Here is a 26949-nt window from a genome sequence, read left to right on the forward strand (position 1 = left end):
GGGGGCGGCGGGGTCAGGAGGGCTGCGGGAGGTCGGCCCGCAGCGTGGGCTCGGCCCGCACGACCGTGTCGGTGGCCGAATCGGGGATGTAGGGGACGACGAAGGCGTAGTCCTCCAGCACGGCCTCGGGGACCTCGGCGGACTCGCCGAACGCGGCGATCTCCCCCCAGCAGGGCGCCCCCAGGGAGCCGCTGCGGTGCCGCACCGACAGTCCCGCGCACAGGTTGGCGAAGCGGAGCCGCTCGGCCAGCGGCAGGCCCGCCAGCGTGCCGAAGACGAACCCGGCGGCGAACACGTCGCCCGCGCCGGTCGCGTCGAGCGCCTCCACCGGCAGCGCCTCGGTCTCGGCGACCTCGCCGGTCGCGGCGTCGATCGCGATCGCGCCGTCGCCGCCGCGCTTGACCACCACGACGGGGACCCGGCCGGCGAGCGCGCGGGCGGCCTCCTCGGGCGAGCCGGTACGGGTGTAGGCCATCGCCTCCACCGCGTTCGGCAGGAACACGTCCACGTGCTCCAGCCGGTCCAGGACCTCCCGCGACCAGGTCTCGGTGGCGTCCCAGCCGAGGTCGGCGAACACCGTGGTGCCCCGGCGCCGCATCTCCCTCGTCCAGTCGGGGACGGGGCGCTCGATGTCCACGAAGCAGGCCCGCGCCGACGGCGGCGAGGCGAACGGCCCTCCGGCCGCCCCCTCCCCCGCCCCGTCCGGCATCGGCTTGGCGTAGGTGACCATGCTGCGGTCGGAGTCGTAGGCCAGGGACACCGTGACGGGCGTGGGCCAGGACCGCACCCGGCGGGACCTGGCCAGGTCGATGCCCTCCTGCTCGGCGAGGGTGCGCCACAGGTACGCGCCGAACAGGTCGTCGCCGAACGGGGCGGCGAGGCCGACGCGCAGCCCGAGGCGGCTCATCGCCACCGCGATGTTGGCCACCCCGCCGGGCGCCGAGCCGAGCCCCTCGGTGAACAGCTCGGTCCCGGGCGGCGGCAGCCCGGGCAGCCCGGTGAAGATCATGTCCATGAAGACCTGGCCGCTCAGGAACACGTCCAGGTCGGGCAGGGCTGCCTCGTCGCGGGGATCGCCCGCGCGGCGCAGCCGCTCGCCGGCCTGGCCGCGCTCGGCGCACGGATCGGCCAGCGAGGGCTCGGGCGGGTGCCCGGCGGTCTCCGGGCGGCCGGTCGTGTCCGCGGGGCCCGCCGCCGCGGGTCCCGCGGCCGGGGCCTCGTTCAGGGTCTCGGTCAAGGCGCCTCCTCTTCGAGGGCCGTCGTGATCCTCAGCGGTCTGTTCGACCGCGTGTCAGGACGATTTCGGATCGAGAGGTGATGGTCGGATCGGGGACGGGGAGACGGGGACGGGGAGAGGGCGGCCCGGGTCGGGGCGGCACGGGGGCGGCCGCGGTCAGCGGCCGGAGCGGATCATGGCCGGCCGCCCGCGAAGACGGCCGCCACCTCGGGGACGCGGTCGATGTAGCCGTCGAGCAGCCGGCGCCCGACCGAGACCGAGTCGACCAGCGGATGCAGCGCGAACGCCTTGGCGGCGTCGGCCCGCGAGCCGGTGAGCGCGGCGCTGATCGTGAGCCGCTCCACCGCCTTGACCTGCTGCATCAGCCCGGTCTGGGCCAGGTCGGGCGGGTCGGCGGCGAGCGGGTGGACGCCGGCGGCGTCGACGGTGACCGGCACCTCGACGACCGCGTCCGGGGGGAGCGCGGCGACGGTCGGGCCGTTCCGCACGTTCAGGATCATGGTGGCGGGCTCGTCGCGGCTGATCGCGGCCATCACGCTCAGCGCGACCCCGGCGTAGCCCTCGTCCACCGGGTCGACCCCGGCGTGGTCCGCCAGTTCCTGACCGGTCTCGGCGCCCTTCATCTCGGCCATGTAGCTCGCGCTGCGGGAGGCGACGGTCTCCCGCCACAGCTCCATGGCCGCGCCGCCGGACGCCCGCGCGACCCGCTCGTAGAACGCCTCCTGCTGCTTGAGGAGGAACTCGCCGCGGGTCTGGGGGGCGTCCAGCGTGGCCCGCACCGCCTCGCGGTTGAAGTAGTAGTAGTACAGGTACTCGTTGGGGATGACGCCGAGGTCGCGCAGCCACTCGCGGCCGAACACCACCCCCTCCTCCAGCCCGCCGAGCAGGTCGTCGTCGGCGAGCAGGCCGGGCAGCACGTCCACCCCGTCGTGCAGGATGCGGCGCATCCAGCCGAGGTGGTTGAGACCGACGTAGTCGAGGCGCAGCCGCGCGGGGTCCAGGCCCAGGGCCGCGGCCACGCGGGTGCCCAGCCCGGACGGGGTGTCGCAGATGCCCAGCACCCGGTCCCCCAGCACCCCCTGCATCGCCTCGGTGATCATCCCGGCCGGGTTGGTGAAGTTGATGACGTACGCGTCCGGGGCCAGCGCCTTCACCCGCCGCGCGATGTCCACCATCACCGGGATGGTGCGCAGCCCGTACGCCAGCCCGCCCGGACCGGTGGTCTCCTGGCCGAGCACGTTCAGGTCGAGCGCGACCCGCTCGTCGCACACCCGCCCGGCCAGGCCGCCGACCCGGATGGCGGCGAACACGAAGTCCGACCCCTCCAGCGCCCGGTCCAGGTCCGTGGTCGTGACGACCTTCGGCGCGCCCGGGGCACCCTCGGCGATCCGCGCCAGGACCGCCGCCATGACCTCCAGGCGGCCGGCGTCGGAGTCCTGCAGCCAGACCTCCCCGATCCGCGGGGAGCCCTGGTCGCGCAGCAGGGCCTGGTACACGTACGGCACCCGGAACCCGCCGCCCCCGAGAATGGCCAGCTTCATGCGATGATCACCTTCCCGCCCGCCTCGCGGCAGAGCTCGAGAGTCTGGGGATCGGCACCGGAGGTGGTGACGAGCGTGTCGATCCGCGCCAGCGAGCACACGCGCAGCGATCCGGTGCCGGGGAACTTGGTCTCGGACGCGACCAGCACCACCCGGTCCGCGGCCTCGATCATCGCCTGCTTGTTCAGCGTCTCGACCTCCATGTCGTCCACGACATGGCCGTTGGGCCGCACCCCCGTGCAGCTGAGGAACACCAGGTCGGCGCTGACCTGGCGGAACGCGGCCTCGGTGAGCGAGCCGACCAGCGAGAGGTAGTTGCGCCGCACCACCCCGCCCAGCAGGCACAGCCGCACCGCCTCGTCGTCGCGCAGCTCGTCGAAGACGGCCAGGTTGGCGGTGATGACGGTGACGGGCCGGCCGCGCAGCCGCCGTGCGATCAGCCGGGTGCTGGTGCCGATGTCGAGCACCACCACCATGTCGTCCTCGACCAGCGCGGCGGCGCGCTCGGCCACCGCCAGCTTGCCCGCGCTGTCGCGCTCGGCGGACGCGGCGAAGGAGATCTCCGGCACCGCCGCCTGCGGTGACAGCGCCGCCCCGCCGTAGGTCCGGACCAGTTCGCCGTTGCGGTCCAGCACGTCGAGATCGCGGCGGATCGTGGACTCGCTCACCTGGAGGGTCTGGGCCAGCTCCCGGACGGAGGCCGCCCCCTTCGTACGCAGGGACGACACGATCCGCGCGCGCCGCATGCTCGATGTCACGCACGGGAAGCTAGCACCCATGCGCGACTTCGGTCACTAGTCACCGCGAGTTTGCGCGAAGTCCGTCAATCGGCCGCCTGACGTGCACACACTCGCGCACGATCTCCGCGGAGTCAGGCGCGTCTGTCAGGACGCGCCTTCCACCGCCCGGCTACGCTCCGTCGCCGGACCCGGCGTCCCGGCGGGCGCGGGCCCGCCGCTTGCCCTCGTGCATGGCCTGGACGCGGGCGATCGGGATGGTGTGCCCCTCGGCGACCAGATCGGCGTCCAGCGGCCGCGGCACGGGCATCAGGGCGGCCCACGGGTCGTCCTCGGCGATGCGGCGGGCCGCGGTGCGGAGGGTGAAGTCGCCCGGCCGCACGCGGTCGAGCTCGTCCCACGGCACCGGGAACGACACCGGCACGCCGGGCCGGATCCGCGGGCTGTAGGCGGCGGCCACGGTGGCGCCGCCGGCGCGGGTGGAGTCGAGGAACACCTTGCCCGCGCGGTCTTCCCGGATGAACGCGGTCGTGGCGAGCCGCGGGTCGAGGCGCTCGGCGCGGGCGGCGACGGCGCGGGTGGCCGCGGCCACGTCGACCGCCGAGGCGGGCTCGACGGGCGCGAACACGTGCACGCCCTTGGCGCCGCTGGTCTTCACCGCGCCCTCCAGCCCCGCGTCGGCCAGCGCCCGGCGCACCAGGAGAGCGGCGGCCACGGCCGAGGCGAAGGCCTCGCCCTCCGGCGGGTCGATGTCGATCACCAGGTGGGTGGGCTCGCCGAGGGCGTCGGCCCGGACCAGCGTCGGGTGGTACTCCACCGCGCGCTGGTTGGCGAACCACAGCAGCGTGCGGCGGTCGTCGCACAGGGCGTAGGACACCTCCCGCCGGGAGCTCTCGGCCCACAGCGTCACCGTCCGCACCCAGGGCGGCGTGTACTTGGGGACATTCTTCTGCATGAACGGCTTCTGGCCCCGCAGCACGCGGACCACCGACAGCGGGCGCCCCGCCAGCTGCGGCACGAGCCGGTCGGCGACGGCGTCGAGGTAGTCGACCAGGTCGCGCTTGCTCGCCTCCGCCCCCGCGAACAGCGGCTGGTCGAGGTTGGTCAGCGCGACCCCGTCCCGCACCTCGCCCTTGGCCTCGCCCCTCGCGTCATCGGCGCCCATCGTGTCACTCTGCCATGTCAGAGCCGCAGGTCAACCCTCGGGCGGCGAGCGGTCCGCCGAGACCGGATCGTGACAGTGGAGGGCCGGGCACGAGGACGGTCGCGGGACCGACGACCATGGCGTGCCCGGATCTGAACCGGCGCGGGTCACCGGGCGGCGCCCCCGGTGGCGCCGCCCGGCCCGCGCCCCCCTCAGCTTGAGGTGACGATCTTCCAGCCGGGGTCGTCGCAGGTCAGCGCGCCGGCGGTGGCCTGCTGGAGGCGTTTCTCGCCGCCGTTGGGCGCCAGCGGCGCCCGCACCCGGACGCCCGACGCCCCGGACGCGCAGTAGATCGCGGGCGTGCCCGCGGGCGTGAAGACGCGCTGCTTGGCCCCGCCCGACCACTGGCAGCCGACGAACGCGATCTCCTTGGCGGCCTTGCCGATGTAGACCTGCCCCTTCTCGCCCACCCGCCCGGTGGAGCCGGGATCGGTCGCGCAGTTGAAGAACCAGAGGTTGGAGAAGAGGTGCCCCTCGCCGGAGAGCACGTAGATCGCCGCACCCTGGCAGGCGGTCTCCTTGTCCCGTCCCGTGCAGTCGATGATCGTGCCCTCGAACGACAGGCCGCCGAAACCGCTCTCGATCCGGAACGCCGTGGCCTGCTGCGGGGTGATGTAGAGCGGGCCGACGCGGGTGCGGGACATGCTGGTGAAGTGGACGTACGCGGCGGCGGTGGGCTTCAGCGACCCGGACATGTACGACGGGCCGGCGGTGAAGTAGTAGTTGTCGCTGCCGCCGAGTTTCAGCTGCACGTCGGTGCCGTTGTTGATGTAGGCGCGGTCGATCGTCACGCGCAGGTGCCGGGCGTGCATGACCGAGCGGAATCCGACCCAGCCGACGTCCAGGAAGGTGGCGTCGCTCATGATGGGGCCGCCGGCGAAGTCGGTCTCGCGGACCATCCAGTCGACCGTCCCCGAGGCGCGGAACTGGATCCCGCGCATCCACATCGACCGGACGCCGTCCTTGGGCATCGAGAACAGCGGCTTGCCCTTGGCGGTGACGATCGTCTGCGGGCCCCGCGACCCGAACTCGCGCTCCGCCCCGCCCGGGGGGCCGGAGAGCCGCAGCCCGTCCAGGAAGGGGTAGGGGCCGCCGGACAGCTCGATCTTGTCGTTCGGCAGCACGATCACCGGGCGGTAGGTCTGCGCGCCCGCGTAGGACAGGGCCGCCTTGAACTTGGCGTCCCAGGACGAGCCGGCGAACGAGCCCAGGGGCGCCAGCCCCGGCACGTTCGCGGCGTCCGCGGCGGCCACCGCTGGGCGTCCGAACCAGAAACGCACGCCATCACCCCTTTCACCCACAGTGTGTAGCGATGCGAACGCGGATCGTTATAGCCGTCGCGTGGGCAACTCACTTACCGCCGGGTGCGGGGCGCGTCCACCGGGGACGGCTCACTCGCAGCCCTCGAACTGCGGCACCTCCACGACCGACAGGTCCATGCCCGAGCCGCCGAACCACTTGGCCAGCAGCCTGGCCGCGGTGCCGTCCTGGTACATCTCGGTGATCGCCTTGTTGACCGCCTCGCATCCGGCGGGGTCGTCGCGCCGCATCCCGATCCCGGTGCGCCGCTCCCCGAACCTGGCGTTCACCAGCCGGAAGCCCCGGCCCTGCCGCTTCTGCAGCCCGGCGAGGATCGTGTCGTTGGTGGTGATCGCGTCGACCCGGCCGGCCGCGAGCATGGCCGCGCACTCGTCGTAGCTGCGCGCCGGCACCGGCACGGCCGCCACCTGCCGCTCCTCGATCACCTGCTCGGCCGCACCGGACCCTTCGACGGCGCACAGCCTGCGGCCCCGCAGATCGCGCACCGCGCGCACGCCGCGCTCGTCCGACCGGACGAGGATGTCCTGGTACGACAGGTAGTAGGGCCCCGCGAACGCCAGCCTGAGCTTCCATTCGGGCTCCACCCAGAACGTCGGCACCAGGTCCACCCGGCCCTCGCGCAGCAGCCGCTCCCGGTCGCCCGCCAGCGCCGGCCTGAACCGCACGGTCTTTCCCATGCGCCCGGCCACGTACCGGGCGACGTCCACGTCCAGGCCCTCGAATCCGCCGTCCGGCCGCCGGAGACCCAGCCCCGGCAGGTCCGGCCGCACCCCCGCCACCAGCGTCTCCTTGGCCAGCAGCGAGGACTCCTCGCCGCCCGCGCAACCCGCGAGGGTCGCACAGCCCGCCGCCAGCGCCGCGACGGCCGCGACGGCCCGGCGGCAGCCCGCCACGCGCACCCGGACGCCCACCCCACCAACCCTCCAGGGAATTGATCAAGACGGCCACACTCTGACCGCATCCGGACCCCGGCCGCCGCGCGGCTCTGGCATGATCGCGACCGATGACCACCACAGTGGACGACGACCGGCTTCCCTACGCGCTCTACGGGCTGATCGACGCGATGGGCCTGTGGAGGGCCGGGACCCTTCAGACGATCGCGATGACCGGCGGCCTCCTCACCGGGGACCTCGAGCCCCCCGACGGCGAGGACCTCCCCACCGCCGGCGGCGGCACCTGGACCCAGTTCATCGGGCGGATCGGGGCCGTCGCGCTGCGCGCCGCCGCGCCGTCCACCCGCGAGGAGCGCCGCGAGCGACTGCTGGCGTTCCTGGAGACCTGGGCCGCGACGCCGTTCGCCGACCCGGAGGCGCCGCTGCGGCTCGGCGTGGCGGAGACCGAGCACTGGACGGCGCGCGACGAGCACGGCACCGCCGTCGCCGTCTACTGGGACTTCGGGAACTGGTCCCGCCGCCGGTTCGTCGACCTGCGCCGCGGCGAGGGGACCCCGCCGGCGCTGGGACCGATCTCCGAGATCGAGGACGTCCCGCGCGGGTGGGGCGGCCCCGGGCAACTCCGCGCGCTGGTCGGGCTGGTGCGCGAGCGCGGGCCGATGCCGTGGGACCCCGCCGCGGTGAAGGCGCTGGCCGGCGGGACGGGCATGAGCCGCGCGGCGGCGGCCCTGACGCTGGCGGGCATCCCGGGCACGAACAGCTACTCCAAGCCCTTCCTGGACGCCGGCGAGCGCTCGGTCCTGAAGATCAAGACCGCGGAGGCCGCCGACGTCCTGACCGAGCTGGGGGGCCTGGGGACGCTGGGGCGGCTCGACCTGCTCGCGAACGTCCTGCCCGCCGATCCCGCCGAGCTGTGGGAGCCCGGCGGCGCCCTCGCGCTGGCCGAGCGGATCGCCGAGGCGTGGCGGCGGCGGTACGGACGCCGCCCGTCGGTGCCGGAGAAGACCCTGAACGCCGCGATGAAGGTGTCGGGGTCGTCGCTGTCGGCGGCCGACATCTGCGCGGTGTTCGCCGATCCGCGGTCGGAGGCGCGGCTCACCCGCGACGTGGACACCTCACTGGAGGAGACCGACTACGGGCTCTGGGCCGGCGGCGAGGGGCAGCGGCGGTTCGTCGAAGTTCTGAACGCCCTGCCGCGCCTGGTCAGGTGGGCGTACGCGGAGCTGCCCGCCGGCGATCCGGTGCGCGGGGGCGTGCCGGAGGCGGTCGCGCTGGTGCGCGAGCGCCTGTCCCATCCGGGGCTGATCCTGGACGCGGGCGCGCTCAGCTCCATAGGCAACACGATCGCGGCGTTGCAGCAGAAGTTCGGCACCGTCCCCTACCCGCTGCTCCCCGGCTACCCGACGGCGGACGACGGGCTGAGCATCGCCGCACCGGCCAAGCGGGGGCTGATCCCCCACGTCTTCTTCCGTCCCGCCCTCTACGACGGCACCGACCAGCGGGCGCGCCTGCTGTCGGCCGAGCCCCTTTTCACCGACCAGAGCCTCCGCGCCTTCGAGTGGCTGCGGGACGGCTTGTGCGACCGCATCGTCGAGCGGATCGGCTCGGGCGGGCTTCCGGACGGCCGCTACGAGCCCGACCCGCTCGCCGTCGTCCCGGACCTGGTGGCACGTGTCGCGGAGCGGCACGGCCTGACCGAGGACGCGGCCCGCCTCTACCTCCAGCTGCTCGCCCTGCCCGCCCCCACCGACGGCGACGTCCGCAAGTGGAACGCCTGGAAGGCGCCGCGGCACGAGCAGGCCGAGACCGACCTCGTGGACGCGTCCCTGGTCGTCCGGGGCCACCGGCCGCGCGCGGGACGGACCGTCTTCCTCCCTGGCGGCTGGGCGGCGGCCAAGAAGGCGAAGCCCTTGGAGACGTGGAAGGCCGACCTGCTCGGCGTGAAGCTGTCCGACGACCGGAGCAAGGTGGAGACCGACACCGTGGACCTGCCCCTCACCCTGCCCGACCTGTTCGCCCAAGCCTGGCAGCGGGTCGAGGACGGCGACGGCCCGCGCCGGATCGCCTAGACGTCACACCCCGCCCGAGCGCACCCAGGGGCGGCACCGGCCCGAACGGCCGATGCCGCCCCTTCGGCGTTTTCCGGCCCTCCATCAGGCATGACGTCATCCGCCTATCAGTGGCGCTTGCGTTGACGTCATGCTGATGTCATAGTGGCGTCATGGATGTCACGCCCTTTGTCGACAGGATCCGGCGGGAGCTCGCGGCCGCCGCCGGGACCGCCGGCGACGACGCCCGGGCGCTCGCCGAACGACTCACCGCACCGCTGGAGTCCGCCACCAGGATCGCGCTGCTCGAGGCGCTCTCGGCGGCGGCCGACGAGATCACCCGCGATCTGGCGCCGGGCTCGGTCGAGGTGCGCGTGCGCGGTCTCGACCCTGACTTCATTGTGACGCCACCATACTGGCACGAGCCGTCAGAAGAGCCGTCACCTATGCCGTCACACGGGGCGCCGACGACGCCGAAGCCGCCCGTGCCGCCGGTAGCGCCGGAGCCCGACGAGGGCGGCCGCACCTCGCGGGTGACGCTGCGCCTGCCCGAGCACCTCAAGCCGCGGCTGGAGGAGGCCGCGGCCCTGACGGGCCTGTCGGTCAACGCCTGGCTCGTCCGCGCCGTGTCCGCCGCCCTCGCCGGCTCGGCGCCGCCGCGGCCCGGCGGCCAGGGTCCGGCGACCCCCTTCGGGCACCACCGCACCGGCTGGGTCCGCTGACGCCCGTCCCGGTCTCCGCTCCCGTCCCCCACGACTTCGCCACGCCCGAGGAGGGCTCCGCCATGCCCGTTTTCGAGACGCCCGACCCGATCAGCGCGACCATCGAAGCGGTGTGCGGGCACGTCTGGATCCGCGCGAGCGACCGCGCCGACACCGTCGTCGAGGTCCGCCCGGCCGACGAGTCCGCCGACGGCGACGTCCGGCTCGCCGAGCAGACCCGCGTCGACTACGACGCCGGCCGGCTGCACGTGCGGTCGCCCAGGAACACGCTCCGCTCGCTCTTCGGCCGGACGCCGTCGATCGAGGTGACGGTGGAGCTGCCGGCCGGTTCCCGGGTGGACGCCAAGGGCACCGGGAACTTCCGCGGCGAGGGCCGCCTCGGCGACTGCTCGTTCGACACCGCCGCCGGGTCGATCCGCCTCGACCGGGCCGGCCGGCTGAAGCTGCGCTCGGCCGCCGGCGACGTGCGGGTCGACCGGTCGGGCGGGCACGCCGACGTCCTCACCTCGACCGGCAAGATCTGGCTCGGCGCGGTCGAGGGCACCGCGGTCGCCCGGACCTCCAACGGCGACATCACGGTCGGCGAGGCCGCCGGCGAGCTCCGCCTCAAGACCGCCAACGGCGACATCACCGTCGACCGCGCGCTGGCCGCCGTCGGCGCCACGACCGCGTTCGGGAGCGTCCGCATCGGCGAGGCCGTGCGCGGCGCGGTCACGCTCGAGACCGGCTTCGGCGAGCTGGAGATCGGCATCCCCGAGGGCACCGCCGCCTGGCTGGACGTCAGGTCCCGTTTCGGCAGCGTGCGCAGCGAGCTGGAGACCTCCGGCGCCCCGCCGGAGGGCGGCGAGACCGTCGAGGTGCGCGCCCGCACCGGCTACGGCGACATCCTCGTCCACCGCCCCTGACCGAGCGCGCCGGTCCGCGTACCCGCTTTCCCGTCCCCCCGTCCACGATCACGAAGGAAACCGGCATGACCAACCCTCCGCCCCGCACCGCGATCGCGGTCCGGGGGCTGCGCAAGTCGTACGGCGACAAGGTGGTGCTCGACGGCCTCGACCTGGACGTCGCCGAGGGCACGATCTTCTCCCTGCTCGGCCCCAACGGCGCCGGCAAGACGACCATGGTGCAGATCCTGTCCACGCTGATCGGCTGCGACGCGGGCGAGATCCGCGTCGCCGGGCACGACCCCGTCCGCGATCCCGACGCGGTCCGCGCGGCGATCGGCGTCACCGGCCAGTACTCGGCGGTGGACCGGCTCCTCACCGGCGAGGAGAACCTCGTCCTGATGGCCGACCTGCACCACCTCGGCCGGCGCGAGGGCCGGCGCCGCGCCGCCGACCTGCTCGAACGCTTCGACCTGGTCGAGGCGGGCGGGAAGATGGCCGGCACCTACTCCGGCGGGATGCGGCGCCGGCTGGACCTGGCGATGACGCTGGTCGGCGACCCGAGCCTCATCTTCCTGGACGAGCCCACCACCGGCCTCGACCCGCGCAGCCGCCGCACCATGTGGCGGATCATCCGGGACCTGGTGGCCGGCGGCGTCACGATCTTCCTGACCACGCAGTACCTGGAGGAGGCCGACGAGCTCGCCGACCGGATCGCCTTCCTCGACCACGGCACGCTGATCGCCCAGGGCACCGCCGACGAGCTCAAGCGGCTCATCCCGGGCGGGCACATCCGGCTGCGGTTCGCCGACGCCGACCGGCTCGCGGCGGCCCTCGACGCCCTGGGCGGCGCCGCGCTCGACGGCGACGAGCTCACCCTGCGGATCCCCAGCGACGGCGGCGTCCGGTCGCTGCGGGAGCTGCTGGCCCGGCTGGACGAGCGCGCCGTCGAGGTCGACGAGCTGTCGGTCCACACCCCCGACCTCGACGACGTGTTCCTGGCCCTCACCGGCCGCCCCGAAGAAGCAGTGAAGGGATCCCTCCGATGACCGCGCTCGGCCTCACCGCGACCGACTCGGCGACGATGCTGCGCCGCAACCTGCGGCACATGCTGCGCTACCCGTCGATGACGCTGATGCTCGTCGGCATGCCGGTGATCTTCCTGCTGCTGTTCGTGTACGTCTTCGGCGGCGCGCTGGGCGCGGGGCTCGGCGGCGCGTCGGGCGGCCGGGCCGAGTACGCCGCCTACGTCACCCCCGGCATCATCCTCATGACCATCGCGGCCTCCGCCCAGGGGACGGCGGTGTCGGTGGCCATGGACATGACCGAGGGCATCGTGGCCCGCTTCCGCACCATGGCGATCGCCCGCTCCGCGGTGCTGACCGGGCACGTGGTCGGCAGCCTGATCCAGGCGGCGCTGAGCATGGCGGTCGTCCTGGGCGTCGCCCTGCTGATCGGGTTCCGGCCGAACGCGGGCGCCGTCGAGTGGCTGGCGGCCGCCGGGCTCCTCATGCTGTTCGCGCTGGCGCTGACCTGGCTGACGGTCGCGCTCGGCCTGGTCGCCGACAGCGTGGAGACCGCCAGCAACACCCCGATGCCCCTGATGCTGCTGCCGCTGCTGGGCAGCGGGTTCGTCCCGACCGACTCGATGCCGGCCGGCCTGCGCTGGTTCGCCGAGTACCAGCCGTTCACGCCCACCATCGAGACGCTGCGCGGGCTGCTGCTGGGCTCGCCGATCGGGAACGGCGCGGTCATCGCGATCGCCTGGTGCGCGGGGATCACGCTGGCGTCCTTCCTGTGGGCGATGCGGCTCTACAACCGCGACCCCAAGGCTTAGACCTGCCGCGACGCCCGCCCCCGCCCCGCCGGCGGCCCGCCACCCGGGCCGCCGGCGGGGCGCTGCCATGGGGTACCCGATGCTCAGAGGTCGGCGTCGTCGAGCTCGCGCCAGCGCCAGGCCGCGGCGGCCGAGGGCAGCAGCAGCGCCGTGAACAGGGTGCCGATGACCATCGGCTCCCAGGCGCGCGCGTCCAGCAGCGGCCCGTCGGCGATGGCGGCGAGGGCGACGACGCCCACGCAGCAGGCGAGGACCGCGTAGGCGGTGCCGAGGGCCTGGTCGCGTTCGCCCAGCTCCCGCTCGTCGAGGTCGCCGTCGGGGACCTCGGTCAGCAGCCGGGTCGCCCGCCGCAGCAGCACCAGGCCCGCCACCAGCCCGGCCGCGCCCGCCAGCTGCGCCGCGACCGCGGGGAGCGACTCGGGCGCCAGGTAGGCGGTCACCATCCCGCAGGCGAACGGCACCACGGCGATCGCGGCCAGGGCGCGGCGGGCGCCGGGGCGTGCGAGCCATCTCGGCACGGGCCGGGCGCGCTGGGCGCGACGCCGGTCCTCCTTGTCGTCCTGGACGTCGTCCAGGAGTGCCCGGCGCTGCTCCGGGGTGGCGTCCTTGGCGGCGGAGAGCACCTCGCGGTGGTGCCGCACCCGGCCCCTGAGCCCGCCGGCGGTCGGCTCGGTCATGGCTGTCCTCCTGGATCCTGGTCCGCGGACCGGTACAGCTGGCTGGACATCGGGGCGAAGGGCCGCAGCGAGAACACGGCCTCGAACGGGAGGCCGAAGAACTCGCAGATCTTCAGCCCCAGCTCCGCGGACGGCCCGTAGTCGCCGCGCTCGAGGAAGCCGATGGTCTGCGGGTTCACCCCCACCTCGGCGGCCAGCTCGGCCCGGGACACTCCCCGTTCCGCCCGGAGCACCGCCAGCCGGTTGTGCACGGCCGTCTTCTTGCGCTCTCCTCGCTTGCCCTTGCCCGTCACACGCTCATCATTGCGTTTTCATAATGCTTTGGCAAGCGCTACAACAGGCCATTCCCCCGCGCGCGGGGCACCGGGCGTTCACCCGCTGTTCGGCGGCCGCTCCGGTGACACCGGCTCCGGAGGCTCCGCCCGCCTCTACGCTGGCGAAGCCGTCCCCGGGAGGTCCCCATGTGGTCACGCAAGCTGCTCACGCCCGTGCTCGGGCTCGCGGTCATCGGAACGGGCCTCGCGCCCGCGGCCCAGGCGTCCCCGCCTCCGGGCGCGGCCCCGCGCCACCACGCCGGGACGTGCTCGCCCTCGGTCTCACTCCTGGGGTTCTCCGACGCGCTCGACAAGACGCACCTGGACGGAACCGCCGTCGCCGGGCTCTCGGCGCTCGGCCTGACCGGCCCCGGGCGGGCGCTCGCGCTCGTCGACAACATCGGCACCACCCCGGCCCGCCTCTACGACCTCTCCCTGCGGCTCGGCCGCGGCGGGCCCCAGGTGGCGGCGAAGGGCGTCACGACGCTCAAGCGCCCGGACGGGACCGCCTACACCGGCGCCGACTTCGACGGCGAGAGCCTGGTGGTCGAGCGCGGCGGCCGGACCGTGCTCGCCGGTTCGGAGACCGAGCCGTCCATCCGCCGCTTCCGCCGCTCCGACGGGCGCCAGGTGGCCGAACTCCCCGTCCCCGCGCGGTTCCGGGTCGCCCCGGCCGGTGAGGCCGCCGCCAACCAGACGTTCGAGTCGCTGGCCGCCACGCCCGACGGCAGGACGCTGTACGCGGGCATGGAGGGCCCGCTGGCCGCCGACTCCCCCGGCCCGCGGCGCATCATCCGCTACCAGGGGCGGCCCGGCGGCGGCTACACGCCCTCCGCCCAGTACGCCTACCAGACCGACCCCTCACTCGGCCTGGTCGAACTGGTGGCGTTGCAGGACGGCGACCTGCTCGCCCTGGAACGGGGGTTCACCGCCGGGGTCGGCAACACCGTCCGGATCTACCGGGCGTCCACCAGGGGCGCCCGGGACGTGTCGGACGTCCCCTCGCTCACCTCCGCGCCCGGCGCCGCGCTGCGCAAGAGCCCGCTGGTCGACCTGGTGACCTGCCCGCCCTCCGGCGCCACCGCCAAGCAGCCGCAGCCCAACGCGCTGCTGGACAACATCGAGGGGATGGCGCTCGGCCCGCGCACCGGCGGCGGGCGGCGCGTGCTGTACCTGGTCTCGGACGACAACGGCAGCAGCGTCCAGACCACCCGCGTCTACGCGCTGGCCGTCAGGCTCTAGCCGGCGCGTTCACCACATCCGCGCCTGCTGGAGGGCGGCCAGCGCCTGGCCGGGGTGCATCGTCTCCAGCAGGCGGTACACGTGGGCGACGATCTGCGCGTGCCCGGTCTCGGCCTCCCCGCGCGAGCGGTAGCGGCCGATCAGCGCGCCGCTGTGCTCCACGGTGACCATGGTCTCCCAGAGGATCGGCGGCTGCTCCTGGAGGAGGCGCGGATCCTGGAAGCGCGCCTCCTGGTGGCCGGGCGGGCGCTGCGCGGCCGCGATGACGGTGAACGAGGTCACCACCAGGACCACGAGGGGGCCGGCGGGGATCACGTCCTCCGCGATCACGCGGCCGGGCCAGTCGCTCAGCAGCCGCTCCGCGTCCTGCGCGGCGATCGCCCGTCCGTCCGGGCCGTACCACAATCCGTTCATCCGCCCTCACCTGCCTGGAGCCCTCAGCGCGGTCGGTGCCCGCGCCCGTCGTCCGCGCGGCTAGCCCGCGTGATCGAGTACGGCCCAGACGGCCTTTCCCCCCGTGGCCAGCGGGGCCCATCCCCAGGCCCGGCTCAGTCCGTCCACGATGTACAGCCCGCGACCGCCCTCGGCCAGGAGCGATCCGCAGTCCCCCGCCTCGCCGGGGAACCCGGCGACGGCCGGTGCGGCGCGCCGCACCGGCGCCCCGAGCCCCGGATCGCTCACCACGATCGCCATCCTGCCCTGCCCGCCGATGAGCAGCACGCACAGCGCGGCGCCCGCCGGCGGTCCCTGCGCCGGCGCGTGCGTGATCGCGTTGGTGAGCAGCTCCGAGACGACGGTGGTGGCGTCCCACTCCAGGCCGGGCATGTCCCATTCGGCCGTGCGGCGCCGGGCCAGCCCGCGCGCGGCCTGCAGGGAGCCGGGCTCGGCGGCCAGGTCCAGCCGCGTGACCCGGTCCCGTCCCGGCCCGGGTTCCGGCCAGCACGCGGGCCGCGCGCCGGAGAGCCGCAGACCGCCGACGCTCCAGTGCTCCGGCGGCGCGGCACGGTGCGGTTCCTGCGGGCAAGCCGCCGCTTTCCCGTCCGGCAGGACGGGCCAGGCCGGGGTTCCGTGGGCTCCGGCCACTCAGCTCACCCCGCGGCCCGTCCCTGCGTACGGCGGTTCCAGGGGCATGGGCATCTCCTCGGGGGGACGGCGGACCTGCCTTCTGTCAACGCCATGGTGGCTTGATGCACGTGCGTCTGCAAGAGCAGATGGGAATTCAAACGGATGAAAATCGATCAGAACGGTCATCGGCACGTGCGAAGGGTTATGATCACGTAACGACCGAGGACTTGAAGACAGGACTGAACGGGACATATGCGCGGACCGAAATTCGGATGGACCCTGCGCACGGTTCGCCGGAAGGGGTGGCGATGGCCTCCCAGATCCACAACGGCATGAGCGCCTCCGCGCTCCCCGCGGACGGCTGGCGCAAGAGCCGGCACAGCAACCCCGACGGCAGCTGCATGGAGGTGGCGGTCCTGGAAAGCGGCGCCGTCGCCGTCCGGAACTCGCGCTTCCCGGACGGCCCCGCCCTGGTCTACACGCCCGCCGAGGTGCGGGCGTTCCTGCTCGGCGTCAAGGACGGCGAGTTCGACTACCTGCTCGATCGCCCGGCGCGCTGATGGACCGCTCCGGCGGCTCTGCGCTGTGCCCCGCCGTCAAGGAACACATCGTTTTATTGGCGCGGGATGCGTGTACAGTCGCCGTCGACACGGCTTTACTGGAGACCTATCGTCGGGACGCGCCGGTGACCGGTGCCGTCCCCGCGGTGCGTCCAGGGCGGGAACGCCCGGATCTCGCGGCGATCATCGGTGAGGCTGGGTGCTGGCATGAACGGACTGGCGGCGTCGAAGACCGAGCTCGGCGGCCCGACCGCACTGCGGATCCTGCTCGGCGCGCAACTGCGCCGGCTGCGCGAGCAGGGCGGGGTCAGCCGCGGTGACGCCGCCCGCGCGATCCGCGCCACCGAGTCCAAGATCAGCCGCCTGGAGCTGGGCCGCAGCGGATTCAAGCAGCGCGACGTGGCCGACCTGCTGACGCTGTTCGGCATCTCCGCCGACGAGGACCGCGAGAGCCTGCTGTCGCTGGCCCGCCGCGCCAGCGCGCCCGGCTGGTGGCAGCAGTACCACGACGTCATCCCGCCCTGGCTGGAGCTCTACATCGGCCTGGAGGAGGCCGCGTCGGTCCTGCGCACCTACGAGGTGCAGTTCGTGCACGGGCTGATGCAGACCGAGGACTACGCCCGCGCGGTCGTCGGGCTGCGCCACTCCGCCAAGGAGCAGGAGCAGATCGAGCGGCGGGTGGCGCTGCGGATGCGGCGGCAGCAGCTCCTCCAGCGGGAGAGCCCGCGGCTGTGGTCGGTGATCGACGAGGCGGCGCTGCGCCGCCCGCTGGGCGGCCGCCGGGTGATGCGCGCCCAGCTGGAGCACCTCATCGCGCTCAGCGACCTGCCCAACCTCACGCTGCAGGTCGTGCCGTTCCAGGCCGGGGGCCATCCGGCCGCCGGGGGCGCCTTCACCCTGCTGCGCTTCGCCCAGCCCGAGATCGCCGACCTGGTCTACATCGAGCAGGTCAGCAGCGCCCTCTACCTCGACAAGCGGCCCGACGTCGAGAACTACACGCAGATCATGAACGAGCTCAGCGTGCAGGCCGCGCCGCGCGACGCCACCCGCGACATCCTCGCGGGCATCCTCGCCGACACCTGACCGTCCCCCCGCGCGGGTCATCCGCCTTTCGCGTGCAGGACGATGACGCAGGTGTCGTCCTGGGGGTCGGTGTCGAGCGCCGACAGCAGGGACCGCAGCTGGTGGTCGGGATCGGCGCCGGCGCACTGCCCGGCCACGTCCAGCAGCAGCCGGAACCGGTCGTCGCCCCGTTCGGTGTGCCGCTCGACCAGCCCGTCGGTGTAGAGGACGACGCTGTCGCCGGGCCGCAGCCGCGTGGTGGTGGACCGGTAGCCGGCCTCCGGGGTCACGCCCAGCGCGGCGCCATGGGCGTTGTCGAGCTGCCGCGCCCCCGCCTCGCCGGCCAGGATCGGCGCCGGATGGCCCGCCCGGGCCCAGGTCAGCGTGCGCTCCCCGGGGTCGAAGTGGGCGACGATCGCGGTGGCGATCGCGTACTCGTCCCGCCCGTGCAGGGCCACCAGGTTGAGGCATTCCAGCATGCGGGCCGGATCGGCGCCGGTGAAGGCCATGCCCAGCAGCGCGTTGCGCAGCTGCGCCATCCGCGCCGCCGCCTGCAGGCCGTGCCCGCTGGCGTCGCCGATCGCGATCAGCACCCGGCCGTCGGGCAGCGTCGTCGCCTCGTACCAGTCGCCGCCGACCTGGGCGCTGTCCTCGGCGGGCTGGTAGCGGACGGCGACGCGCAGGCCGGGCAGGTCGGGGCTCCACTCGGGCAGCAGCTCGCGCTGCAACTCCTCGGCGACCCGGCGGCGGTGCCGTTCCAGCTCGCCGCGCGAGGTCTTCAGCGCCGCCTCGATCCGGCGGCGGGCGGTGACGTCCTGCACCACGCCGCGCAGGGCGATCAGGTGGCCGAGGGCGTCCACCACCGGCTCGGCCGTCACGTTCACGTGGCGGGGGGCGCCGGCGGCCCGGCGGGTGCGGAACTCGAACGTGGCCGCCGCCCGCCGCTCCGACAGCGCCGCCACCGCGCGCACGACCGCGGGCAGGTCGTCCTCGTACACGTGCGCGGCCATCCGGTCGAGGGCGAGCGGGCCGCGCCGCGGGTCGAGGTCGAAGATGTCGTAGATCCGCCGGGACCACGCGATCTCCCCGGTGACCAGGTTCCACTCGGCCCAGCCCAGGTTCATCAGCCGCTCGGCGTCGCCCATCCGGGCCGCGATCCGCGCCTGCTCGTCGTGGAACTGCCAGCTGACCAGCAGGCCGCCGCCCACCCGCTGCGCGCGCAGGCTCAGCACCGCCGGGTACAGCACGCCGTGGAAGGGCTCCTCGTAGGTGAACGGCTCCTGCGACAGCGGGACGCCGGTCTCCAGGACCCGGACGTAGGCGTCGAACATGCCGGACAGGGCCAGCCCGGGGAAGGCCTCCAGCAGCCTGCCGCCGGTGATCTGCTCGGGCGTGCGGCCCATCAGCCCGGTGGCGTGGGAGTTGCAGCGGTCGACGTAGAACTCGGCGACGCGGCCGTCGCGGTCGCGGATGGGGAACAGCAGCGCCGCGGGGATCGGGATCGCGTCGAGGATGGAGTCGAGCCAGGGGCCGCTGAGGTCGTCGACGGGCGCGCTCAGCGCGGCCAGGTCGCGCAGCCGCCGCCCCCCGCACACGGTGAGCGCCTCGGCGCGGGCCCGGCCGGGATCCCCGGCGGGCGGGCCCGTACCGGGCCAGACGACGCAGACGACGCACGCGCGCCCGTCGCAGGCCGCGCCGGGCCGCAGGCCGCCGACGGTGGAGGCCCAGATGAGCATCCGGTCGCCGGTCTCGTCGTCGAGCCACAGCAGCCGGTCGGAGGGGCACATCCGGATCAGCGGGAGCGCGTAGCGCAGCGGGGCGCGCGCCCAGTCGTCGACGGGCTCGCCGCCCTCGCCCGCGACCCCGCTCATGCGGAGCAGGCCGTCGCCGTCGAGCACCGCCAGCAGGATCGCGCGGGCGCCGAACGGCCGGAGCCTTCGCTGCAGCAGGCGGGCCAGCTCCCCCGGCGTGCGGGCGGCGCTCAGCTCCTCGGAGAGGCGCAGGTAGTCGGAGTCGCCCAGGCCGCGCTGGGAGACCGGCGCGGGCCGGCCCGGCGCGGGCGGAGGCGATCCGGGCCCGGCCGGCGGAGGCGTGGGGGGAGGGGACTGGGACGCGCCGGGGCTTGCGGTGACGTCCGCCTCGGCATGGCGTCTTGGGTCCACGGGCCCGCCCGCGGCGCCGGAGTCGCCCGGCACGCCGGTGCCCGCCGCGCCGTCGGTCATCGCGGCGAGCATCACGCTGACGTCGCCGGGCCGTCGCGCGGAGACGATGGGACGCCCCTCCGCGGTCGTGCCGGGCCGTCCCGCCGCACCGGCGGGGCCCGCCCCGCCGCCCGCTCCGGGCCCGGCCTGCCCCTCCGGGTCTCCCTGCCCGTCTCCCGGCCCCTCCTCCGGCGCCACCGGGTCGTGCGGCCCGGTGCCGCGGCCGGCCTCCGCGGGCGGGCCGGAGCCGACGAGGCCGCGCAGGTACTGCCGGGCCTCCTCCGGCCCGCATCCCAGCCGGCTGACCAGGAAGCGCTCGGCGCGTGCGAGCAGCGCGGGCGACCCCGCCCACGGCCGCGAACCCGGACCGCCTGCACCCCCGTGGGCCATGTCGCCTCCGCCGGTACCCGCCACAGGCCTCAGCCAAGGCCGCCTTTTCGTCGCCTAGTGTCTACCAGTAATCAAATGATCACGAAGCGGATTGGCGGAATTGCGCGGCGGAGCCCCGGCCGCCGCCGCGTCGGCGGCGGCCGGGGCCCGGCGGTGTCAGATCACGGGCGCTCGGACCCGATGACCTTCTCGGCGACGGCGCGCGGCACCTCGCCGTAGGAGTCGAACTGCATCGAGTACGCGGCGCGGCCCTTGGTCGCGCCGCGCAGGTCCCCGACGTAGCCGAACATCTCCGACAGCGGCACCAGCGCCTCGACGACCCGCGCGCCGGACCGCTCGCGCATGGCCCGGACGTGGCCGCGGCGGGCGTTGACGTCCCCGATGACCTCGCCCATGTACTCCTCCGGCGTGGTGACCTCGACCGCCATCACCGGCTCCAGCAGCACGGGCGACGCCTGCCGCACGGCCTCCTTGAACGCCATCGCCCCGGCGATCCGGAACGCGAACTCCGAGGAGTCGACGACGTGGAAGTCGCCGTCCAGCAGGACGACCCGCACGCCCGTCATCTCGTACCCGGCCAGCACGCCGGCCTGCATGGCCTCCTGGCAGCCCGCGTCCACGGAGGGGATGTAGTCCTTCGGGACGCGGCCGCCGGTGACCCGGTTGACGAACTCGTACGCGGGGCCGCCGGCCTCGATCGGCTCGACCGAGATCCGGACCTTCGCGTAGTGGCCCTTGCCGCCGTGCTGCTTGCGGTACAGGAAGTCGACCTTCTCCACGGCCCGCCGGATCGTCTCCCGGTAGGCGACCCGGGGACGGCCCACGCTCGCCTCGACCTTGTGGTCCTCCTTCATCCGGTCGATGAGCACCTCGAGATGGAGCTCGCCCATGCCGCCGATGACGGTCTGGCCGGTCTCGGCGTCCGCGCGCACCCGGAACGAGGGGTCCTCCTCGGCCAGGCGCTGGATCGCCACGCCCAGCTTCTCCTGGTCCCCCCGGGTCCTGGGCTCGATGGCGACCTCGATGACCGGCTCCGGGAAGTCCATCGACTCCAGGACGACGGGCGCGGCGGGGTCGCACAGCGTCTCGCCGGTCGTGGTCCGTTTCAGGCCCATGACCGCGACGATGTCGCCGGCGCCCGCCGAGGGGATCTCCTCCCGCTTGTTCGCGTGCACGCGGTAGATCTTGCCGATCCGCTCCTTGCCGCCCTTGACCGGGTTGAGCGCGGAGGCGCCCGACTCCAGCCGTCCGGAGTAGATCCGGACGTAGGTGAGCCGGCCCAGGTGCGGATCGCTCATGATCTTGAACGCCAGCGCGGACAGCGGCTCACCGTCGGAGGGCCGGCGGCGCACCGCCGCGCCCGTCCCGTCGGCGGCCAGGCCCTCGACGGCCTCGACGTCGAGCGGGGACGGCAGGTAGCGCACCACCGCGTCCAGCAGGGGCTGCACGCCCTTGTTCTTGAACGCGGTGCCGCACAGCACGGGGGTGATCGTGGTGCCGCCGGACGCGCCGGAGGAGAGCGTGAGACGGCGGATCGCGGCGTGCAGCCGTTCCGGGGAGGGCTCGGCGCCCTCCAGGTACAGCTCCATGATCTCGTCGTCGTGCTCGGCCAGCGTGTCGATGAGCGTGCTCCGCCATCGCCGGGCATCCGCGGCGAGGTCGTCCGGTATCGCCGCCACGTCGTAGGCCTCGCCCAGTTCCGCCTCGGCGGACCAGAGCAGGGCCTTCATGGCGACCAGGTCGACCACGCCGGTGAAGGCGGACTCGGCGCCGATCGGCAGCTGCGTCACCAGCGGGACCGCGCCCAGCCGCTCGACGATCATCTCGACGCAGCGGTGGAAGTCGGCGCCCGCGCGGTCGAGCTTGTTGACGAAGCAGATCCGCGGCACGCCGTAGCGGTCGGCCTGGCGCCACACCGTCTCCGACTGCGGCTCCACCCCGGCGACGCCGTCGAACACCGTCACGGCGCCGTCGAGCACCCGCAGGCAGCGCTCCACCTCGACGGTGAAGTCGACGTGCCCGGGGGTGTCGATGATGTTGACGGTGTGGCCGGCGCCGTCCAGCGCCCAGTGGCAGGTCGTGGCCGCGGAGGTGATGGTGATGCCGCGGTCGCGCTCCTGCTTGAGGTAGTCCATCTGGGTGGCGCCGTCGTGGACCTCGCCGATGCGGTGCGAGACGCCGGTGTAGAACAGGATCCGCTCGGTCGTGGTGGTCTTGCCGGCGTCGATGTGGGCCATGATCCCGATGTTGCGGACCCGGGCGAGGTCGAGCGTGGTGGTCACCATCGTGCTGTCCCTTCTCGGCTGGATCGATGGCTGCCGCCGGCAGGTGTGACCGGCGCCCGCCCGCGGCGGGCGCGCGATCGGCGTACTTCTCGCGATGATCAGGACAGTAATCGGACGGACCGTGCGAACGCGACGGGTTTTCGCCGTCCGCGGCTACCTCCGGGGTAATCGTCGGCGTGCGCCGCGCCCTCTAGCGTCGGGGTCATCGACGGAGTGTCGACCCCCGATGAGGAGGCTCTGATGACCACGACGCGTTCCCTGAACGGCACCGGGATCCTGGCCGACGGCCGCCGGCTGCTGCGGCTCGCGCTGCGGCTGGACGCCGTGGTGACCGGCGTCAACGGCCTGGTCTACCTCGCGCTGGCGGGCCCGCTGGAGGACCTGCTCGGCCTCGGGGCCGGGACGGGGCGGACGCTGGGCGTGTTCCTGCTGCTCTACGCGGCGGCCGTGTGGACGGTGTCCATGCCCCGCGTGCCGAACCGCGTGGCGGTGTCCGCGGTGGTCGAGACGAACCTGCTGTGGACGGTGCTGAGCGTGGTGGCGGTGGTGACGGGCTGGCTGTCGCTGAGCACGGCCGGTTCGGTGTGGGCGATCCTGCAGGCCGTGGCGGTGGCGGGTTTCGCGGCGGTGCAGTACACCGCCCAGCGCCGCTCCTGAGCCGGTCCGGCCCTTCGGGCGCCTCGTGAAGCCCTCCCCGCGTGCGCGGGGAGGGCTTCACGCTCGTCATGGACGGCCGTGCCGGTCACGCCGCGGCGTCGCTCCGGGCAGAGGTGCCGCCCTGCTCGCGGTGCGCGGCGATGCGGCGTTCGACCTCCTCCCAGGAGACGGGCAGGTCGCCGGCCGGGACGTTCCAGAACACGAAGTCGGACTCGCGCATCACGGCGCGCTTGCGGCGCATGGTCGACCTGTGCGGCTCGGTGCCCGCGTACGCGCGGATCGCGGCCTCGTCCTCCCAGGCGGAGACCGTCCAGAAGGTGCGCCGCAGCGGCCAGGCGCGGAGCCCGACGCCGACGGCGCCGGGCGCGCCGCGGGCCTGGCGCCACAGCACCAGCGAGGCGGCGAGGAAGCCCGGGACGTGGCGCAGCGAGCGCACCTCCAGCCGGGACGCCATGACCAGCGTCGCGGTCTCGGGCGGCGGTGTCCGCGGTTCGGACCAGGGCAGGGTCGGCATGGGGCTCCCCTCTCGAGAATCTTGTCATTGACAAGACTGCCCCGCGGAGGCGAAACTTGTCAATGGAAAGATTGGGTCCGCCGGTACGGTGGCGTCGCACGGCGGACGAAGGGGGAGGACGATCGGTTCGCGCAGCTACCACCACGGCAACCTGCGGCGCGTCATCATCGACGCGGCCGTCGAGGCCATCGCCGAGTCCGGCACCGACGCCTGGAGCCTGCGCGAGCTGGCCCGGCGCGCCGGGGTGTCGCACGCCGCGCCCGCGCACCACTTCGGCGACAAGGCCGGGCTGCTGACCGCGATCGCCGCCGAGGGGTACGCGCGGTTCGCCGAGGCCCTCTCAGGGGCCGGCGACGACTTCCTGGAGGTCGGGGTGCGCTACGTGCGGTTCGCCACCGGGCATCCGGGCTATTTCGAGGTGATGTTCCGGCCCGAGCTGTACCGCGCGGACGACCCGGAGGTCGAGGCGGCACGGGCGGTCGCCTCCGGGATCCTGGACCGCGGGGCGCGCACGCTGTCCGCCGGCCCGTCCCGGGACGAGGCCACCTCGATCGGCGCGTGGTCGGTCGTGCACGGTTTCGCGGCGCTGTGGCTGAGCGGCAACCTGCGGAAGTCGCTCGGCGACTCCCCCGAGGCCGCCGCCCGCGAGGTGCTCCACGCGCTCTTCGACCGCTGACCCCGCCGGGCGGCGGCCCCGGACCGGTTCAGCCGACGTGCTCGCCGTACATCTCCCCGAGCGGGTCGGCCAGCAGTTCCAGCCGGGCGCCGTCGGGGTCGCGGAAATACAGCGAGACCTCGCTCTCGACCTGGTACGGGACGCCCGCCTCGTCCAGCCTGCCGCGCAGCCGCTCCCACCGGGCGGGCTCCACCGAGATCGCCACGTGGTGCAGCCCGCCGAGCACCTCCGCGTACGGCCCGAGGTCCAGCCCGGGGAGGTCGAAGAACGCCAGCAGGTTGCCGTTGCCGATGTCGAAGAAGAAGTGGTTGGAGCCCCGGTAGTCGCGGTTCTCGAAGATCTCGGTCAGCGGGAACTCCAGCACCCCTTGGTAGAACCGGATCGTCCGCTCCACGTCCGAGGACAGCAGGGCCAGGTGGTGCAGGCCGCGGGCCGAGCTGGCCGGCCGGTCGTCCCGCGCGGCCAGGTACGCGCGCCTGAGCCGCTCGCGCTCCGCCTCGACGGCGGCGAGATCGATCATGATGCCACCCCCATATGGTTGAATTCCCAACGATATCCGCACAAGGTCCGGGCGGTCAGACGACGGCGCGGTAGTGCGTGACCAGCCGCCGGTCCTCGCCGAGGACGTGGAGCGCCACCGACGGCGGCGCCCCGTGGTCGACGAGGTCGCCGTGCCGCCACGGGAAGACCAGGCGGGAGGCGACGCCCGGCGCGACCAGCAGCGGCCGCCCCGCGAAGGTGGCGGCCGCCGCGGTGTGCGCGTGCCCGCACAGCACCGCCGCCACCTGCGGATGCCTGGCCAGGACGGCGGCCAGGCGCTCCTCGCCGAACTGGCGGATCCCGTCGACGTACGGCGCGTGCAGCGGCACCGGAGCGTGGTGAAAGCACACGAAAGCCGGGACGTCGGGCTCGGCGGCCAGTTCCCCGTCCAGCCAGGCGAGCGTCTCGTCGGTGAGGAACCCGTGGTCGTGCCCGGGGATCGTCGAGTCGCACAGCGCGAAGACGGCACCCGCGGCCCGGTGCACCCGGTTGACCGGCGGGGGGTCGGCGGCGCCCGGCCCCTCCGTCCCGTCGCCGAGCAGGATCCGCGTGTACGGGCCGCGCGCGTCGTGGTTGCCGGGGCAGGTGAGCAGCGGGTACGGGGAGGACAGCACTTTACGGGCCTGCTCGTACTCCTCCTCCGTGCCGTGGTCGGCGATGTCGCCGGTGACCAGGATCGCGTCCAGGGCGACCGGGAGGGCGTTGAGATGGGACATGACGCGCTCGGCGCGCTCGGCACGTTCGGCGCGGTGCTCGCCGCCGTCGAGGTGCAGGTCGCTGATCTGGGCGAAGATGAACATCGGGGGACTCCCTGGGCGTCTCGGCGGGGGCGCGGGCGGCGCCGGCCCGTCCCTTCGCACGCTAGGGAGGAACCGGACCGGAATTAAGATCCGGTTCCATGCCGAAAGAGTGGGCCGGTTCGGGCGTGGACCTCCATCTCGACCTCGACGTCTCGGCGGGCCGCCGGGCCGGGCTGGAGCGCGCCCTGCGCTCGGCGATCCGGTCCGGACGGCTCGCTCCCGGCGCCGCGCTGCCATCGACGCGGGCGCTGGCGGTCCAGCTCGGGGTGGCCCGCGGAACCGTCAGCGCCGCCTACGACCAGCTCGCGGCCGAGGGCTACCTGACCAGCCGCCCGGGAGCGCGCACGCGGGTCGCCCAGATCCGGCGGCCCGCCGCCGGGCGGCCCGGCTCCGCCGCCCTGGCCGTCCCACCCGCCCTCGATGGGCCGGACGCCCCCCGTCACGACCTGCGTCCCGGCCGGCCGGACCTCACCGCCTTCCCGGCCGCGGCCTGGCTGCGTTCCACCCGGCGGGTCCTGACCACCGCGCCGCCCGACGCGCACGCGCTGGCCGACCCGCGCGGGCGGCCCGAGCTGCGCGCCGCGCTCGCCGGGTACCTGGGACGGGCCCGGGGCGTGGACGCCGCCCCGGAGCGGATCGTGGTCACCTCCGGGTACACCCAGGCGCTCGGCCTGCTCGCCCGGGTGCTCGCCGACGCGGGGACGACCGCGTTCGCGATGGAGGACCCGGGCCACCCTTACCACCGGGCACTGGTCCGCCGCGCGGGGCTGGAGATCGTGCCGCTGCCCGCCGACGACCTGGGCGCCCGCACGCAGCTCCTCACCGGCGACGCCTACGCGCACGCGGGCGCGGTCGTCCTCACCCCGGCGCACCAGTACCCGGCCGGAGCCACCCTGCACCCGAGCCGCCGCCACGCCGCCACCGCGTGGGCCCGCGCCACCGGGGGCACGGTCGTCGAGGACGACTACGACGGCGAGTTCCGCTACGACCGCCGCCCGGTCGGGGCCGCCCAGGGCACCGCCCCCGAGCAGGTCGTCTACGTCGGGACCGCGTCCAAGACGCTGGGGCCGGGGCTGCGGCTGGGCTGGGCGGTCCTGCCCGAGCGGCTGGTCGAGCCGTTCACCGAGGCCAAGTACCTGGCCGACGCGCACACCCAGTCGCTGGCGCAGCTCGTCCTCGCCGACATGATCGAGAGCCATGCCTACGACCGGCACGTGCGCGCCGGGCGGCTGCGCTACCGGCGCCGCCGGGACCTGCTGGTGGAACGGCTGCGCGAGCGGGCCCCGCACGTCCGCGTCCACGGCGTCGCCGCCGGCCTGCACGCCCTGGTGACCCTTCCGGAGACGGGCCCGGACGAGGCCGAGGTGCTGCGCCGCGCGCGGGCCCTCGGGCTTGCCGTCCAGCCGCTCGCGGAGTTCTGGCAGCGTCCCGGCCCGAATCCGCAGGGCCTCATCGTCGGTTACAGCACCCCTCCGGAGTCGGCCTATCCGGCCGCCGTCGACGCGCTGTGCGAGGCCCTCGCGCCCCGCCGCCCCTGAGTCGC

General features: G+C 74.3%; 26 protein-coding genes. 11 read left to right on the forward strand and 15 right to left on the reverse strand.

Annotated elements, in window-relative coordinates:
• Nucleotides 1–13 precede the first annotated feature (13 nt).
• From ACZ466_RS02430 to ACZ466_RS02455, 6 genes are all read right to left on the reverse strand, one after another.
• On the reverse strand, nt 14–1237 hold the full coding sequence (locus ACZ466_RS02430) for a carbohydrate kinase family protein (protein ID WP_378287106.1): 1224 nt from the start codon (nt 1235–1237) through the stop codon (nt 14–16).
• 173 nt (nt 1238–1410) lie between these two features.
• Nucleotides 1411–2778, reverse strand: coding sequence for a 6-phospho-beta-glucosidase (locus ACZ466_RS02435; RefSeq protein ID WP_378287105.1), 1368 nt, complete (start codon nt 2776–2778; stop codon nt 1411–1413).
• Complete coding sequence (locus ACZ466_RS02440; RefSeq protein ID WP_378287104.1) at nt 2775–3536, reverse strand: DeoR/GlpR family DNA-binding transcription regulator; 762 nt, start codon at nt 3534–3536, stop codon at nt 2775–2777. The genes ACZ466_RS02435 and ACZ466_RS02440 overlap by 4 nt, the downstream gene beginning before the upstream one ends.
• A gap of 151 nt (nt 3537–3687) precedes the next feature.
• Nucleotides 3688–4680 carry a DNA polymerase domain-containing protein gene (locus ACZ466_RS02445; RefSeq protein WP_378287103.1) on the reverse strand — a complete coding sequence of 331 codons (993 nt, stop codon included), beginning with the start codon at nt 4678–4680 and terminating at the stop codon, nt 3688–3690.
• Between the two features lie 191 nt (nt 4681–4871).
• Nucleotides 4872–5999 carry a hypothetical protein gene (locus ACZ466_RS02450; RefSeq protein ID WP_378287102.1) on the reverse strand — a complete coding sequence of 376 codons (1128 nt, stop codon included), beginning with the start codon at nt 5997–5999 and terminating at the stop codon, nt 4872–4874.
• Nucleotides 6000–6110: 111 nt separating this feature from the next.
• Nucleotides 6111–6950 (reverse strand): transporter substrate-binding domain-containing protein, encoded by an 840-nt coding sequence (locus tag ACZ466_RS02455; RefSeq protein ID WP_378287101.1) that lies wholly within the window; start codon nt 6948–6950, stop codon nt 6111–6113.
• Nucleotides 6951–7042: 92 nt separating this feature from the next.
• Between ACZ466_RS02455 and ACZ466_RS02460 the strand changes: the two genes are divergently transcribed.
• The 5 genes from ACZ466_RS02460 to ACZ466_RS02480 all read left to right on the forward strand — a co-directional run bounded on the left by ACZ466_RS02460 (nt 7043) and on the right by ACZ466_RS02480 (nt 12423).
• The gene (locus ACZ466_RS02460; RefSeq protein WP_378287099.1) at nt 7043–9001 is read left to right on the forward strand and encodes a hypothetical protein; all 1959 of its coding nucleotides are present in this window, start codon (nt 7043–7045) and stop codon (nt 8999–9001) included.
• 152 nt (nt 9002–9153) lie between these two features.
• Entirely contained in the window at nt 9154–9702 is a 549-nt protein-coding gene (locus tag ACZ466_RS02465; protein WP_378287097.1) for a hypothetical protein, read from the forward strand.
• A 62-nt stretch (nt 9703–9764) separates the two neighbouring features.
• Nucleotides 9765–10607 carry a DUF4097 family beta strand repeat-containing protein gene (locus tag ACZ466_RS02470; RefSeq protein ID WP_378287095.1) on the forward strand — a complete coding sequence of 281 codons (843 nt, stop codon included), beginning with the start codon at nt 9765–9767 and terminating at the stop codon, nt 10605–10607.
• A gap of 65 nt (nt 10608–10672) precedes the next feature.
• Complete coding sequence (locus ACZ466_RS02475) at nt 10673–11635, forward strand: ATP-binding cassette domain-containing protein (RefSeq protein ID WP_378287093.1); 963 nt, start codon at nt 10673–10675, stop codon at nt 11633–11635.
• A complete protein-coding gene (locus tag ACZ466_RS02480; RefSeq protein WP_378287092.1) occupies nt 11632–12423 on the forward strand; it encodes an ABC transporter permease in 792 nt (263 codons plus the stop codon). The genes ACZ466_RS02475 and ACZ466_RS02480 overlap by 4 nt, the downstream gene beginning before the upstream one ends.
• An 83-nt stretch (nt 12424–12506) precedes the next feature.
• Here ACZ466_RS02480 and ACZ466_RS02485 read toward each other — a convergent pair whose 3' ends face one another.
• Both ACZ466_RS02485 and ACZ466_RS02490 read right to left on the reverse strand, forming a co-directional pair.
• Nucleotides 12507–13100, reverse strand: coding sequence for a hypothetical protein (locus tag ACZ466_RS02485; protein WP_378287091.1), 594 nt, complete (start codon nt 13098–13100; stop codon nt 12507–12509).
• The gene (locus ACZ466_RS02490; RefSeq protein ID WP_378287089.1) at nt 13097–13393 is read right to left on the reverse strand and encodes a helix-turn-helix transcriptional regulator; all 297 of its coding nucleotides are present in this window, start codon (nt 13391–13393) and stop codon (nt 13097–13099) included. The genes ACZ466_RS02485 and ACZ466_RS02490 overlap by 4 nt, the downstream gene beginning before the upstream one ends.
• 168 nt (nt 13394–13561) lie before the next feature.
• Here ACZ466_RS02490 and ACZ466_RS02495 point away from each other — a divergent pair, with 168 nt between their 5' ends.
• Entirely contained in the window at nt 13562–14656 is a 1095-nt protein-coding gene (locus ACZ466_RS02495; RefSeq protein WP_378287087.1) for an esterase-like activity of phytase family protein, read from the forward strand.
• Nucleotides 14657–14665: 9 nt separating this feature from the next.
• Here the strand turns inward: ACZ466_RS02495 and ACZ466_RS02500 are convergent, their stop codons facing one another.
• Together ACZ466_RS02500 and ACZ466_RS02505 are read right to left on the reverse strand one after the other, a co-directional pair.
• Nucleotides 14666–15070: a hypothetical protein gene (locus ACZ466_RS02500; RefSeq protein ID WP_378287085.1), complete on the reverse strand. Its 405-nt coding sequence runs from the start codon at nt 15068–15070 to the stop codon at nt 14666–14668.
• Between the two features lie 60 nt (nt 15071–15130).
• Entirely contained in the window at nt 15131–15739 is a 609-nt protein-coding gene (locus tag ACZ466_RS02505) for an ATP-binding protein (protein ID WP_378287084.1), read from the reverse strand.
• Between the two features lie 290 nt (nt 15740–16029).
• On the opposite strand from ACZ466_RS02505, the gene ACZ466_RS02510 reads away from it, so the two are divergent.
• Both ACZ466_RS02510 and ACZ466_RS02515 read left to right on the forward strand, forming a co-directional pair.
• On the forward strand, nt 16030–16281 hold the full coding sequence (locus ACZ466_RS02510; RefSeq protein ID WP_378287082.1) for a DUF397 domain-containing protein: 252 nt from the start codon (nt 16030–16032) through the stop codon (nt 16279–16281).
• Between the two features lie 207 nt (nt 16282–16488).
• On the forward strand, nt 16489–17364 hold the full coding sequence (locus tag ACZ466_RS02515; RefSeq protein ID WP_378287081.1) for a helix-turn-helix domain-containing protein: 876 nt from the start codon (nt 16489–16491) through the stop codon (nt 17362–17364).
• Nucleotides 17365–17381: 17 nt separating this feature from the next.
• Here ACZ466_RS02515 and ACZ466_RS02520 read toward each other — a convergent pair whose 3' ends face one another.
• Nucleotides 17382–19934: a SpoIIE family protein phosphatase gene (locus ACZ466_RS02520; RefSeq protein ID WP_378287079.1), complete on the reverse strand. Its 2553-nt coding sequence runs from the start codon at nt 19932–19934 to the stop codon at nt 17382–17384.
• 161 nt (nt 19935–20095) lie between these two features.
• Nucleotides 20096–22219: an elongation factor G gene (gene fusA / locus ACZ466_RS02525; protein WP_378287077.1), complete on the reverse strand. Its 2124-nt coding sequence runs from the start codon at nt 22217–22219 to the stop codon at nt 20096–20098.
• A gap of 240 nt (nt 22220–22459) precedes the next feature.
• Here fusA and ACZ466_RS02530 point away from each other — a divergent pair, with 240 nt between their 5' ends.
• Nucleotides 22460–22876 carry a hypothetical protein gene (locus ACZ466_RS02530; RefSeq protein ID WP_378287075.1) on the forward strand — a complete coding sequence of 139 codons (417 nt, stop codon included), beginning with the start codon at nt 22460–22462 and terminating at the stop codon, nt 22874–22876.
• Nucleotides 22877–22961: 85 nt separating this feature from the next.
• Here ACZ466_RS02530 and ACZ466_RS02535 read toward each other — a convergent pair whose 3' ends face one another.
• Nucleotides 22962–23390: a DUF3291 domain-containing protein gene (locus ACZ466_RS02535; RefSeq protein WP_378287073.1), complete on the reverse strand. Its 429-nt coding sequence runs from the start codon at nt 23388–23390 to the stop codon at nt 22962–22964.
• Between the two features lie 88 nt (nt 23391–23478).
• On the opposite strand from ACZ466_RS02535, the gene ACZ466_RS02540 reads away from it, so the two are divergent.
• A complete protein-coding gene (locus ACZ466_RS02540) occupies nt 23479–24066 on the forward strand; it encodes a TetR/AcrR family transcriptional regulator (RefSeq protein WP_378287071.1) in 588 nt (195 codons plus the stop codon).
• A 28-nt stretch (nt 24067–24094) separates the two neighbouring features.
• Here the strand turns inward: ACZ466_RS02540 and ACZ466_RS02545 are convergent, their stop codons facing one another.
• Nucleotides 24095–24586 (reverse strand): VOC family protein, encoded by a 492-nt coding sequence (locus tag ACZ466_RS02545; protein WP_378287069.1) that lies wholly within the window; start codon nt 24584–24586, stop codon nt 24095–24097.
• 55 nt (nt 24587–24641) lie between these two features.
• Nucleotides 24642–25406 (reverse strand): metallophosphoesterase, encoded by a 765-nt coding sequence (locus ACZ466_RS02550; RefSeq protein WP_378287067.1) that lies wholly within the window; start codon nt 25404–25406, stop codon nt 24642–24644.
• A 98-nt stretch (nt 25407–25504) separates the two neighbouring features.
• Here ACZ466_RS02550 and pdxR point away from each other — a divergent pair, with 98 nt between their 5' ends.
• Nucleotides 25505–26944, forward strand: coding sequence for a MocR-like pyridoxine biosynthesis transcription factor PdxR (pdxR, locus tag ACZ466_RS02555; RefSeq protein ID WP_378287065.1), 1440 nt, complete (start codon nt 25505–25507; stop codon nt 26942–26944).
• Nucleotides 26945–26949 lie beyond the last annotated feature (5 nt).

The sequence above is a fragment of the Actinomadura rugatobispora genome (assembly GCF_055379765.1).